Annotated in this window: 10 protein-coding genes, 1 tRNA gene, 1 pseudogene and 1 riboswitch; of the genes and pseudogenes, 4 read left to right on the top strand and 8 right to left on the bottom strand. The window is 61.1% G+C overall.

Features of this window, described 5'->3' with window-relative positions:
- Positions 1 to 363 precede the first annotated feature (363 nt).
- Positions 364 to 1,083, bottom strand: a complete 720-nt coding sequence (locus B7G52_RS14635; protein ID WP_141397472.1) for a hypothetical protein — start codon at positions 1,081 to 1,083, stop codon at positions 364 to 366.
- A 38-nt stretch (positions 1,084 to 1,121) separates the two neighbouring features.
- Positions 1,122 to 1,382 (bottom strand): YHYH domain-containing protein, encoded by a 261-nt coding sequence (locus B7G52_RS14630; RefSeq protein ID WP_096698294.1) that lies wholly within the window; start codon positions 1,380 to 1,382, stop codon positions 1,122 to 1,124.
- Positions 1,383 to 1,639: 257 nt separating this feature from the next.
- On the opposite strand from B7G52_RS14630, the gene B7G52_RS23375 reads away from it, so the two are divergent.
- Entirely contained in the window at positions 1,640 to 2,044 is a 405-nt protein-coding gene (locus B7G52_RS23375; protein WP_141397471.1) for an HNH endonuclease, read from the top strand.
- A 289-nt stretch (positions 2,045 to 2,333) separates the two neighbouring features.
- On the opposite strand, the gene B7G52_RS14625 is transcribed toward B7G52_RS23375, so the two are convergent.
- Positions 2,334 to 2,417: transfer RNA gene (locus B7G52_RS14625), tRNA-Ile, on the bottom strand.
- Positions 2,418 to 2,742: 325 nt separating this feature from the next.
- On the opposite strand from B7G52_RS14625, the gene B7G52_RS14620 reads away from it, so the two are divergent.
- Together B7G52_RS14620 and B7G52_RS14615 are read left to right on the top strand one after the other, a co-directional pair.
- Entirely contained in the window at positions 2,743 to 3,423 is a 681-nt protein-coding gene (locus B7G52_RS14620; protein WP_205853066.1) for a KilA-N domain-containing protein, read from the top strand.
- A gap of 281 nt (positions 3,424 to 3,704) precedes the next feature.
- Positions 3,705 to 4,109: pseudogene (locus B7G52_RS14615) on the top strand (ATP-binding protein); the annotation flags it as partial.
- Between the two features lie 136 nt (positions 4,110 to 4,245).
- On the opposite strand, the gene metH reads toward B7G52_RS14615, so the two are convergent.
- From metH to fba, 3 genes are all read right to left on the bottom strand, one after another.
- Entirely contained in the window at positions 4,246 to 7,029 is a 2,784-nt protein-coding gene (gene metH / locus B7G52_RS14610; protein WP_371329024.1) for a methionine synthase, read from the bottom strand.
- Positions 7,030 to 7,070: 41 nt separating this feature from the next.
- Positions 7,071 to 7,164, bottom strand: a riboswitch (S-adenosyl-L-homocysteine riboswitch).
- Between the two features lie 24 nt (positions 7,165 to 7,188).
- The gene (locus tag B7G52_RS14605) at positions 7,189 to 8,097 is read right to left on the bottom strand and encodes a phosphoribosylaminoimidazolesuccinocarboxamide synthase (RefSeq protein WP_096698285.1); all 909 of its coding nucleotides are present in this window, start codon (positions 8,095 to 8,097) and stop codon (positions 7,189 to 7,191) included.
- Positions 8,098 to 8,182: 85 nt separating this feature from the next.
- Positions 8,183 to 9,247, bottom strand: a complete 1,065-nt coding sequence (gene fba / locus B7G52_RS14600) for a class II fructose-bisphosphate aldolase (RefSeq protein ID WP_096698284.1) — start codon at positions 9,245 to 9,247, stop codon at positions 8,183 to 8,185.
- Between the two features lie 250 nt (positions 9,248 to 9,497).
- Between fba and B7G52_RS14595 the strand changes: the two genes are divergently transcribed.
- A complete protein-coding gene (locus tag B7G52_RS14595; protein WP_096698283.1) occupies positions 9,498 to 10,229 on the top strand; it encodes a phosphatase PAP2 family protein in 732 nt (243 codons plus the stop codon).
- Here B7G52_RS14595 and B7G52_RS14590 read toward each other — a convergent pair.
- Both B7G52_RS14590 and pyk read right to left on the bottom strand, forming a co-directional pair.
- Entirely contained in the window at positions 10,162 to 10,995 is an 834-nt protein-coding gene (locus B7G52_RS14590; RefSeq protein WP_240523469.1) for an alpha/beta hydrolase, read from the bottom strand. The two genes, B7G52_RS14595 and B7G52_RS14590, sit on opposite strands and share 68 nt — an antisense overlap.
- Positions 10,996 to 11,293: 298 nt before the next feature.
- Positions 11,294 to 12,727: a pyruvate kinase gene (gene pyk, locus B7G52_RS14585; protein ID WP_096698281.1), complete on the bottom strand. Its 1,434-nt coding sequence runs from the start codon at positions 12,725 to 12,727 to the stop codon at positions 11,294 to 11,296.
- Between the last annotated feature and the right edge of the window lie 77 nt (positions 12,728 to 12,804).

The following is a 12,804-nucleotide window of genomic DNA, read 5'->3' as shown; positions in this document are numbered from 1 at the left end:
GCTGGTCTGGGAACACAAGAAACTGGACGCCCACCGGTGCTGTGACACTCAACCCCGAGCGCGACTCGGTGGTGGCGGCCCATGTCGGCGCCACGCTTATTCAGCCATTGGCTGCATGACTGAGGCGACAACTACCTTGACACGCGCCGCAACCGCATTTGCTCCATTTCCTATCCTCCTAAGCACTTTGTAACCGGGGATCCGCAGGTGCTGATCGCCGATCACGACAAGACCGTCTGTTGTGCAAGTCAAATTCCCCAGCCGTCCGCGATTCATCAGTTCTCCCTCCTGTCTCGCCGTTGCTTTTCAATGGCATCTGCCGAAATGACTAGCGAGCTTAACTACACTATGCCGCGGAAACACCTAGAGCCTTGGTTTTTCAGGATCCAAGTCGTCCAGCTCTCCCGCAGGAAATCGAGGATCTATGTATTCAAATATTTTCTTGCCATCGCGTGTTATTTGAAGCGCGTGAGTCCACCTGGCATCCACTTTCCGAAGTAAGAGGCTCTGCTTGTATTGACCATTGCGTGAGAAGCTTTGAATAAAGAAGGACCATTTGAGCGTTGGTGATGGGTCAAACCTTAGAAGTCGTTCCTCATAAGCTCGCCCCAGTGTGCCGAGTTGGAAACGCGTCATGTAGTGTTCCATATGGATCCGCTCACCGCTGGAATGCACTTGTCGCATTTTTTCGATGTCGGTGACAATCGTTGTCAGGTCATAGAGCGAATGACGCCCATTAAGGCGCAGCGACAATCCAACAACAAAGGAGATCGCCTCGCCAGCAGTGATTGGCGAAATTACGGGAAACGTATCGCCACCGGTTATCACGTCGCTAATGTGATCAAAACTCTCCCGGTCCCTTGTTTGCTTAATGATTCGGAATATCTGTCCCGATACCCATGCGACGGCGACGAAGGTCATGCCGAAAAGATTTATTGCATCTTTCGCAGGCCAAGTTGAAATTGCCACACCGTAGTTCGCAATCGTCCAGGCACTGGCTACGCAGATTGGAAATATTGCCTCAAGGAAGATCTGCTTGATCGTCTTCCTCGCACGCACCCAAGTGGTTTTCCATTTAGGCATCAACGGATGCTAGCAGCGTGGCGGCCCTGAACGCGGTCTCAGCAGCCGGCATAGTTTTTCCTTCCGCTCTTGGTAATCGTGTAGGTCCCGCCGCGCGGCCCGACGTAACAAGTCTGCCCAGACGACTGGGCTGGAGCCGCCTGACGCGGTGCCGCTGCAGTACTTGATCCCTTCGAACCGTGGCAGTGATAGTCACCTGTCTTACGATTCGTATGGCAACCCTGTGCATCCGTACCGCCCGAGTGAGCGGAAGCAAACCCGCAAGCCAGCAGCAGCGCGATCGCGCAGAGCAGTTTCATGATGTCTCCCATCGTTTGAAACATATGGTGACATGTGCGCTCCACTGGCGCCTCCTCTAATTGGAGGAGGCCTCGCGCCTTAACTTGCGGTGATAGACCAAAGGGGGTTAATTTTGTAGACTAGTCCCTGTTCAGGATATGCAGCCCCTGACCGTCCTAGGTCGAGCCTAGGCATCGCCGAACGGTCGATCCGCCGGTGCCCGAATGGCGTGCTATGCGTCACCGGGAAATTGCTTGTACCTCAAGTGGATTTCCCGATGACCAAATCAATCTGTAAACAGCTTCGCCTCATCGCCTTTCACCGGCAAAACCACAAGTGCTTTTACTGTGAGCTCCCCATCTGGGAGGAGGCCGTCGAGTACTTCGCTGCCAAACATGGCATTTCCATTGCCCAGGCAAAACTACGGAGAAGCACTGCCGAGCATCTTGTCGCGCAAAAGGATGGCGGCCTAGACACGCCCGGCAACATTGTCGCAGCATGTGCCTGGTGCAACAGCCGACGGCATGCTGGCCGATCCAATAAAGCCCCCGAGCCGCAGGTTTATAAATGCCGCATCGTCCAGCGCATGGCAGTTGGTAAGTGGCACCCGGCGGGTTCGGGAGTGGCGCTCAACCGCAATGAATCTGTTCGCGGCAGTGATTGCAGAGATGCACGGGCGTGAAAAAGCCGCTTGAGGCGGCTTTAGAAATTTGGACGTGAGCTCTTACGCGGCCCACGTTACGGCAATTCACATGCAGGATCTAACTTTGTTTTTCTCGTCGTGCCAGATCTTGATCGACGTGCCGCCGTGAGAATCGGCTTTGCCTGGCCAGGCTTTCGATGGAGCTTGCCGCCGAAGAACTGTATGTTACCACAGTGCTCGTGAGAATCGAATTGGGGAATCCGAGTCATGGTTCAGGTTGAACCGGGGCGGTACATAGAAAAAGCCGGGGGTCATCTCCGGCATTTCTTGGTGGGAGGACGGGAATCGAACCCGCGCTGCCGTTAGGCGCCGGCTTATCAGGCCGGTATGTCTACCACTCCAACACTCTCCCAAGATACAAGAGAACTGGAGGTGACTGCGACATTTTCAAGCGGCGCAAGCAGTTGCTGACCATTGAGTCAGAAATACTTAGCACTCCTCGAGGCAGAGTGCTGAACTGGATGCGCAAACAGTTAAAATCCCGAAGCCCCCAAAAGACAAAACCCACTGCTTCTTACGAAACAGCGGGCCTTTAAGGGTTCTCCGATCCACATCCGGCAATCCGCCAAGATCAAAACGGGTGTGGTTTTTATTGTAGTTAGCCATAGATTATACACAGCCGTCATACGCGTCAAGAGGCTGTTTGTACTACGTGGCATAGAGCTTGAAAGGGCTTTATGAGTAATCCATCACACCTCAGCCAAATGGTGACCAGGGAATACAAGGGTCACCCCATTACCTACCGTGAAGACGGATGGTTTAACGCTACCGAAGCTGCGGCCAAATTCGGGAAGAAACCGAATGACTGGCAACAACTCCCGGCCACGCAAAACTATATCGACGCCCTCTGTCGTCAGCTCAGAAGCGAGAAAATCTCGGTTCTAAAAGTCATTCGCGGCGGTCGCCAACATGCTGACGCGACTTGGCTTCATCCGAAGTTGGCTGTCGCTTTCGCGCGCTGGCTGGACGACGATTTCTCTGTTTGGTGCGATTTGCAGATCGATTCCCTGATTCGCAGCACTGCCGATAGGGGGCGGTTGCGTCACAGCGCTGCGGCTTCGTATAAGGTGATGTCGCAGATGTTGCATGACACGCGTCAAATCAATGGGAAAAGCTGCATGACACATCACTACACCAATGAGGCGCGCCTGGTGAACTGGGTGTTGGCTGGCACATTTACGGGACTTGACCGAGATCAGATGACGTCTGACCAGCTTGATCTGTTGGCTCACTTGGAAATCCGCAATACGCTTCTGATCGCGCAAGGCATGGAATATGAAAAGCGGAAAATCAATCTGCTTGCTCAGGCCGCCGATTGGCGGGTGGCAAATCAACCGAAGATAACAAAGGCCGCATAACCAAAACCCGCTTCGGCGGGTTTTTACTGTCCCCTCGTCTCGTCACAAAGCTGTAAACCATGAGGTAGAAGCTGACGGCATGCATGTTGTCATGTCGGCGCGCGCGGTTCTGCGCTGAAGAACTACCGGACCCTAGGTAGGCAAAGCAACAGCTCATTAACTTTGATCAAGATGTAGGTTTAGCTCAATAACTATGAAAGCTGGCGGAAACGCCGTTTGCATAGTTGTTGCGTAAGTCCTTGATTTAATAAGGTACCTTGGCTCAATTACTTTGAAAACCTACACGTTACCAGGGCAAACTCAGCGGCCCGCTGCTGGACCGCATTGACCTGCATGTGGAAGTCGGGGCGCTGGCTGCCGAAGAACTACTGGGTGCCGCACCGGGCGAAAGCACGGCCAGCATCCGGCAACGGGTGGTGGCGGCGCGTGAACGCGCCACGGCGCGCCAGGGCAGCAGCAACCAGGCGCTGCAGGGCAAGGCCATCGATGCACAGTGCCAGCTCGACGATGCCGCCACGAAATTCCTGAACACGGCGGCTGCGCGCCTGGGCTGGTCGGGACGCAGCATCCACCGCTGCCTGAAAGTGGCACGCACCATCGCCGACCTGGCCGGTGCGCAGGCGGTGCAGCTCACCCACGTGGCCGAGGCGGTGCAATACCGGCGGGCGCTTAAAAGCGCCCACTAGAAATATAGCCCCCACGCTCGTCACTTCATTCCTCCGCTCGTCCTGAGCCCGTCGAAGGATGCCCCCCGAGGGGGCTGTGCTTGCTTGGGGCGGCCCTGCGCGGCGCACTGACCGAGGCCGGTGGCCGGTGCATTTTTTAGAGAACCGGCGCCAGCAGGCGCTGCAAGTCCTCGGCCCTGGCGCCGCGCCGTTGGGCCAGGTCCTGCAACTGGTCGTCACCGATCTTGCCGACGTTGAAATACACGCTTTGCGGATGGCTCAGGTAGAAACCGCTGACGCTGGCGGCCGGCGTCATGGCCAGGCTTTCAGTCAGCGCCATGCCGATATCACCCGCCTGAAGCAACTCGAACATGTCCTTCTTGACACTGTGGTCCGGGCAGGCCGGGTAGCCGGGCGCCGGGCGTATGCCCTGGTACTTCTCGGCAATCATGTCCTCGGTGCTCAGCGTTTCGCCGGCGGCATAACCCCACAAATCATCGCGCACCCGTTTGTGCATGGCCTCGGCAAAAGCCTCGGCCAGCCGGTCGGCCAGCGACTTGAGCATGATGGACGAGTAGTCGTCGTGGTCGTCATTGAAATACTTTTCCTTCTTCTCGGCACCCAGGCCAGCCGTCACTGCAAACAGGCCGATGTAGTCAGGCAGCATGAAGGTGTTGTGGCCCTCGGCGCCCGCATGTCCGGCACGCACGGCCTTGGTTTCGGCTGACAGCACTTTCGGCGCGACAAAATCGGCCAGGCAGCGGCTGGGCCGCATCACGCCGTCGAGCGCGGTTTTCTCGGCCTGCTGGCGCAGCCCGTACCAGGTCATGGCCACCTCGCTGCGCGTCTCGTCGGTGTAGATCTCGATGTCGTCACCGACGCTGTTGGCCGGGTACAGACCGATGACACCACTGGCCGTGAGCCAGCGGCCTTCGATCAGGCGCTTGAGCATGCGCTGCGCGTCGGCATACACACGCACGGCCTCGGTCCCCACCACCTCGTCTTTCAGGATGGCCGGAAAAGGGCCGGCCAGGTCCCAAGTCTGGAAGAAGGGGCCCCAGTCGATGTAGTTCGCCAGTTCGGCCAGATCGAAATTCTTGAACACGCGACGGCCGATGAATTTCGGTTTGGGCGGCGTGTAGTGGGCCCAGTCAATCGGCGTTGCATTTGCCCGGGCCTTGGCCAGCGGCCACATCGGCGTCTGCTTCTTGTTGGCGTGCTGGGTGCGCACCTTGTCGTAATCGGCATTGAGCTCATCGATGTATTTGGCCGCCTGGTCGGAAAGCAGGCTTTGCGCCACGCTGACACTGCGCGACGCGTCGGGCACATAAACCACCGGGCCTTCATAATGCGGCGAAATCTTGACGGCCGTGTGGACCCTGGAGGTGGTGGCGCCGCCAATCATCAGCGGGATCTTCTTGATGCGGAAGTGGTCGTCCTTCTGCATCTCGCCGGCCACGTACTGCATTTCTTCGAGGCTGGGCGTGATCAGGCCGGACAGGCCGACGATGTCCGCACCCTCGACCTTGGCGCGCGCCAGGATCTCGTGGCAGGGCACCATCACGCCCATGTTGACCACGTCGAAGTTGTTGCACTGCAAAACCACGGTCACGATGTTTTTGCCGATGTCGTGCACGTCGCCCTTGACGGTGGCGATGATGATCTTGCCCTTGGTCTTGACGTCGCCGCCGGCGGCTTCCAGCAGCAGCTTCTCCGCCTCGATGTAAGGCAGCAGATGCGCGACGGCCTGTTTCATCACGCGTGCACTTTTCACCACCTGCGGCAGGAACATCTTGCCCTGGCCGAACAGGTCGCCGACCACGTTCATGCCGTCCATCAACGGACCTTCGATCACATGCAGCGGACGCCCGCCCTCGGCCTTGATCGCCTGCCAGACCTCCTCGGTATCGGTCACGATGTGTTCGTTCATGCCGTGCACCAGCGCATGCGACAGGCGCTGGCGCACTGGCAGCGCGCGCCATTCGTTTTTCTTGCTGTCGTCCTTGGCGCCGCTTTTCGCGCTTTCGGCCACTTCGATCAGGCGCTCGCTCGGCGACAGTTCGGGCTCGCCCGGCTTGTAGACGGGCATGCGATTGAGAACCACGTCTTCAACGCGTTCACGCAGCGTCGGCTCCAGATCGTCGTAGACACCGACCATGCCAGCGTTGACGATGCCCATGTCCATGCCGGCCTGGATCGCGTGGTACAGAAACACCGTGTGGATCGCCTCACGCACCGGGTCGTTGCCGCGGAAGGAAAAACTCACGTTGGAGACACCGCCGGAGACCTTGGCGCCGGGCAGGTTGGCCTTGATCCAGCGCGTGGCGTTGATGAAGTCCACCGCGTAATTGTTGTGCTCCTCGATGCCGGTGGCGATTGCAAAGATGTTGGGGTCGAAGATGATGTCTTCGGGCGGAAAGTCCAGCTCGTCGACCAGCACGCGGTAGGCGCGCTCGCAGATCTCGATCTTGCGCTCGTAGGTGTCGGCTTGGCCCTGCTCGTCGAAAGCCATGACCACGGCGGCCGCGCCGTAACGCTTGAGCAGCTTGGCCTGGTGCTTGAAGGGCTCCAGCCCTTCCTTCATGGAGATCGAGTTGACGATGCCCTTGCCCTGGATGCAGCGCAGCCCGGCTTCAATCACACTCCACTTGGAGCTGTCGATCATGATGGGCACACGCGCGATGTCAGGTTCGCTGGCGATCAGGTTCAGGAAACGCACCATGGCGGCCTGGCTGTCCAGCATGGCCTCGTCCATGTTGATGTCAATGATCTGCGCGCCGTTTTCGACCTGCTGGCGGGCCACGACCAGCGCCTGCTCGTACTCGCCATTGAGGATCATGCGCGCAAAGGCCTTGGAGCCCGTGACATTGGTGCGCTCGCCGATGTTGACGAACAGGCTGCCCGCGCCTATGGCGACCGGCTCCAGGCCGGACAGTTTCATGGGGGGAACTTGGATTTCGGACATTCACTCACCTTGGCTATCGAAGGTGAGCGCCGTTGCAAAGGCAGGCCGCGGGGGTCCTGCTGTCACCCAAGCCTGACGAAACGGGGTTTCGCTGCAACGCTCCTTGGGATGCAGCTATTTTAAACCAAGGGCCGGTCAGGCTGTCAGCCGGGTCAGCGCTTCCTGGTACTTGGCCGCGGTTTTTTCGACCACGTCCTGCGGCACGCGCGGCGCCGGCGGCGTCTTGTCCCAGGGCTTGCCGTTGACCAGGGCTTGCTCCAGCCAGTCGCGCACGAACTGCTTGTCGTAGCTGGGCGGGTTCGCGCCCGTGGCGAATGCCTGCTCGTAACCTTCGATCGGCCAGTAGCGCGAGGAGTCGGGCGTCAGCACCTCGTCCATCAGGGTCAGCGTGCCATTGTCGTCGAGGCCGAACTCGAACTTGGTGTCGGCAATGATGATGCCCTTGGTCAGCGCAAACGCTGCTGCCTCCTGGTAGATGCGGATGCTGAGGTCGCGGATCTGCGCGGCCAGTTCGGGGCCGACGACCTTGACCACCTGCTCGTAGCTGATGTTTTCGTCATGCTCGCCCACCGCCGCCTTGGCCGCCGGCGTGAAAATCGGTTCGGGCAGCTTGCTGGCGTTTTTCAGGCCGGCCGGCAGCGGCACACCGCACACCGACTGGCTCTCCTGGTATTCCTTCCAGCCGCTGCCGGCCAGGTAGCCGCGCACCACGGCCTCGACCGGAATCGGCTTCAGGCGCTTGACCAGCATGGAGCGGCCGGTGACCTGCGGCACTTCGGCGGGTGTCACCACGCTTTCGGGCGCCTCGCCGGTCAGGTGGTTCGGGCAGATATGGCCCAGCTTGTCGAACCAGAACAGGGCCATTTGCGTGAGCAACACGCCTTTGCCCGGAATCGGCTCGCCCATGATGACGTCGAAGGCGCTGAGCCGGTCGCTGGCGACCATCAGCAGCCGGTCTTTGCCGACAGCGTAGTTGTCGCGAACCTTGCCGCGCGCGAGCAGGGGCAGGGAGGTCAGGGCCGAGGTGTGGAGAGCGGAGGTCATGGATGCTTGCCAAAAGTAAAAAAAGCCCGCCGGTAGCGGCGAGCTTTGAATTATCGCCAGTTCGGCACGGCGAGGATTTTCCGGGTTAACGCACCACCTGGGCCAGCTCGCCCTTGGCGTATTTGGCCGCCACCACGCTCAGGGCTTCGCCCTTGATCTTGCTGGCCTGGCCTTCGCAGCCGAACTCGATGTAACGCTGCTTGCAGATGGCCCTGGCCGCCGCCGTGGCCGGTTTGAGCCACTCGCGCGGATCGAATTTGCTCGGGTTTTCGGCCATGAACTTGCGCACGGCAGCGGTCATGGCCAAGCGGATGTCGGTGTCGATGTTGATCTTGCGCACACCGAATTGGATGGCCTTCTGGATCTCCTCGACCGGCACACCGTAGGTTTCCTTCATGTCGCCGCCGTACTGGCGGATGATGGCCAGCAGGTCCTGCGGCACGCTGGACGAACCGTGCATGACGAGGTGGGTGTTGGGGATGCGGCGGTTGATTTCCTTGATGCGTTCGATCGCCAGGATGTCGCCGGTGGGCTTGCGCGTGAACTTGTAGGCGCCGTGGCTGGTGCCGATCGCAATGGCGAGGGCATCGAGCTGGGTGCGTTTGACAAAGTCGGCGGCCTGCTCCGGGTCGGTCAGCAACTGGTCGTGGGTCATCACCGCGTCGGTGCCATGGCCGTCTTCCTTGTCGCCCTGCATGGTTTCCAGGCTGCCCAGGCAGCCGAGTTCGCCCTCGACCGAGACGCCGGTGGCATGCGCCATCTCCACGACCTTGCGGGTCACGTCGATGTTGTAGTCATAGTCGGCAATGGTCTTGCCGTCGGCCATCAGCGAGCCATCCATCATCACCGAGCTGAACCCCAGGTTGATCGCACCGCGGCAGACATCCGGGCTTTGGCCGTGGTCCTGATGCATCACGACCGGGATGTGCGGGTAGCTCTCGACCGCCGCCTGGATCAGGTGTTTGAGGAAACCTTCGCCGGCATATTTGCGGGCGCCGGCACTGGCCTGCATGATCACCGGCGCATTGACCTCGTCGGCCGCCTGCATGATGGCCTGGACCTGTTCGAGGTTGTTGACGTTGAAAGCTGGAATGCCGTAGGTGTTGACTGCCGCATGGTCCAGCAGCTCGCGCATGGAAACGAGTGCCATAAGAGATATCCCCAGAAGGTTGAACGGATTCGGTAACTGACCGGTAACTATCTTCATTTTACCCGCCATGTCGTCCCGCGAAACCCTTGGGCGGCCTCTCGAAGGCCTTCCTGCGTCAGCCTGGAAGGGGCAAAGGCGTAGGACAAGCCCGACGCGGACCGTCGCGCGCCCTCGCCAGTCGCGCGGGGATTAAGCCTGATTTAAGGCGGACAGGGCTATCGTCGGTCCTTCTTGCACCACCCACCCCCAGATGAACGCCTCCCGCAGCCCAGCCGCTTCCAGCCCGTCGCGTCTTCTTTTCTGGTCCCTTGCCAGCTTTCTTGTCTTGCTGGCCTGGGATGCTTCGGGACTGGACCTGACCCTGGCGCGCTGGTTTGGGTCGGCCAGCGGCTTTGCCCTCGAAAACCACTGGTTCTGGCGCGGCGTGCTGCACGACGACATGCGCCCGCTGCCCTGGTTGTTCGAAGGGGCGCTGCTGGTTGGCATCGCCCGGCCTGCCGGCACGCTGCGGCGGCTGCCCGCCCCGCGCCGCGCCCAGTTGGCCCTGACCACGTTGTTGGCTTTGCTGGTGGTGTCCAACATCAAGCTGCACAGCCACAGCAGCTGCCCCTGGAGCCTGCAGGAATTCGGCGGCGTGGCCAGCTATGTCTCACACTGGGCCTGGGGCGTCAGGGACGGCGGGGACGGTGGCTGCTTTCCGGCCGGTCACGCCTCGGCGGGTTTTGCCTTTGTCGGCGGCTTTTTTGCGTTCCGGCATGCCCTGCCCGCAACGGCTCGCCGCTGGTTGCTGGGTTCCATGCTGGCCGGCCTGCTGCTGGGACTGGCGCAGCAGGTGCGCGGCGCCCACTACATGAGCCACACCTTCTGGACCGCCTGGTTCTGCTGGGCCAGCGCTGCCGGGCTGGACCTCGGATTCACCTGGCTTGCCCGACTGACTTCACAAAAGCCGAGACACGCTCAAGCACAGGCGCCCGGCCTCTGAGAACCGAGGCCAGGGAAGCCACCAGGGTGACGTGGCTGACGCTGTCAAACAGCGCAGACTCCACATACACACCACTGCTCTGGAGCCGCCGGGCCAGGGCCACGGTGCTGCGCCGGGAATTGACCACGCGGTCGGCGGCGGGCGCCAGCAGCAAGGCCGGCGGCGACGCCGGCGATGCATGGAACAGCGGCTGGCTGTCGACCGGCGTGCGCGGCCAGTCAAAGGCCACCTGGGTCTGGCGATCGCCAATCGGCAGGAAATCGTAGGGACCGGCCAGGCCTATCCATCCCGCCAGGCGCGAGGGCTTCAGCCCCTCGGCGGCCAGCCAGCGCGGATCCAGCGCCACCATGGCCGCGTTGTAGGCGCCGGCGCTGTGTCCCATCACAAAAATCCGGGCAAGATCGGCGCCATGTTCGGCCCCATGCGCCACCGCCCAGCCCACGGCACGCGCACTGTCCTGAACAAAAGCAGGGTAGGGGAAGGCGGGGCTCAGGCGGTAGTCCGCGATTACCGCCACGATGCCGCTTGCAGCCAGCGCCTCCCCGACAAAGCGGTAGTCAGCGCGTTCACCCGAGGACCAGCTGCCACCATAAAAAAACACCACCATCGGCGCCTGGCCGGTGCCGCCAACAGGCTGATAGACATCCAGCCGCTGGCGCGGGTGGTCGCCATAGGGCAGGCCCTGGGTGCGCCGGTAGGTGTCGGTGGAAACGGTGGCGTTGAGCAGGTCCACTGCCGAGCAGGCAGTGAGCAGCGCGGACAGCATGGCCAATAGCGAGCGTCTTGGCAAAGGGAAATCCGTGGTGTGCATTGAACCGGGGATACGCACGCCCGGCTGCCGTGGATTCAGCGGGCACCGGCTTGGGCGCCCGCACCCGTGCCGGCCCCGGGGGCCCGCCCGCTCAGAGGCTGAGAGTTTTTTGGTCGTGTCCGAGTAGCGCGTCAAAACGTACCCAATCGAGGCGCAAAGCACAGCCATAGCTCGGGCTATGGCGCGCATTTGCAACGACGAGTGGGTGCGTTTTGGCGTGATAAGCGGGTAGGAACAAAAGACTCTCAGCCTCTCAGGCCACCCGGCAGATCTTGAGCATGTTGGTGCCGCCAGGGGCACCCATGGGTTCGCCGCAGGTGATGGCATACACGTCGCCGCTTTGCACGATGTCGCGGCGCAGCAGGTGCCCTTCGGCCTGTTCCAGCGCGGTGTCGCGGTCGGCGCTGGTGTCCATCAGCAGCGGGCGCACATTGCGGTACAGCGCCATCTTGCGCTGCGTCGCCAGGCGCGGTGTGAGCGCGTAGATCGGGACGCGGATGTCGTGGCGGCTCATCCACAGCGGCGTGGAGCCGCTGTCGGTCAGCGCCACGATGGCCTTGGCGCCCAGGTGGTGGGCCGTGAACAGCGCCCCCATGGCGATCGACTGGTCAATGCGCGTGAAGGTCTTGCCGCTGAAGTCGGCGTCCAGCGCCGCGTATTCGGCTTTTTCCGCTTCCAGGCAGATGTTGGCCATTTCCTCGATGGTCTCGAGCGGGTAATTGCCCGCGGCTGTTTCTGCGCTCAGCATCACGGCGTCGGTCCCGTCGAGCACGGCATTGGCCACGTCGCTGACCTCGGCGCGCGTCGGCACCGGGTTGAAGATCATGCTTTCCATCATCTGCGTGGCGGTGATGACGAGTTTGTCCATGGCGCGCGCCATCTTGATCATGCGTTTTTGCAGCGCCGGCACGGCGGCGTTGCCGACTTCCACCGCAAGGTCGCCGCGCGCGACCATGATGCCGTCGCTGACCCGCAGGATATCTTCGAGGTTGGGAATGGCTTCGGCGCGTTCGATCTTGGCAATCAGGCCGGGCTTGTGTTTGTACGGCGCGGCGGCTACATTGCAGAGCTGGCGCGCCATTTCCATGTCGGTGGCGTTTTTCGGAAAACTCACCGCTACATAGTCCGCCTGGAAACTCATGGCGGTCCGGATGTCTTCCATGTCCTTGGCGGTCAGCGCGGGCGCGGTCAGGCCGCCGCCCTTTTTGTTGATGCCCTTGTTGTTGGAGAGTTCACCGCCAAGCTTGACGGTGGTGTGGACCTCCTCGCCGCGCACCGCGTCGATGGTCAACACAATCAGGCCGTCGTTGAGCAGCAGCAGGTCGCCGGCTTTCACGTCACGCGGCAACTCCTTGTAGTCCAGCCCCACACCCTTGATGTCGCCCGGCTCGGTCCGCGAGGCATCGAGCACGAACTTGGCGCCGGGCACCAGCAGAACCTTGCCCTCGGCAAATTTGCCGACGCGGATTTTCGGTCCCTGCAGGTCCGCCATGATGGCCACCTCGCGGCCGGCCCGCTGGGCCGCCTCGCGCACCAGCCCGGCCCGGTCGATGTGGTCCTGCGCCGTGCCATGGCTGAAATTGAGGCGCACCACGTTGACGCCCGCACGTATCATTTTTTCAAGCAGCGCCGGATCGCTCGAGGCGGGGCCCAAGGTGGCAACAATTTTGGTGGCGCGGCGTGGCATGGATGTCTCCTGTAATTTAGTGACGATTCTCACACGGAACCGGTTACAGGCCGGGTACACCGGGCGCGCCGAGCAGG

Source organism: Polaromonas sp. AER18D-145 (assembly GCF_002379095.1).
Lineage (GTDB): Bacteria > Pseudomonadota > Gammaproteobacteria > Burkholderiales > Burkholderiaceae_C > Polaromonas.
The sequence above is the reverse complement of the archived record's forward strand: the minus strand, read 5'-3'. Positions and strand labels throughout refer to the sequence as shown.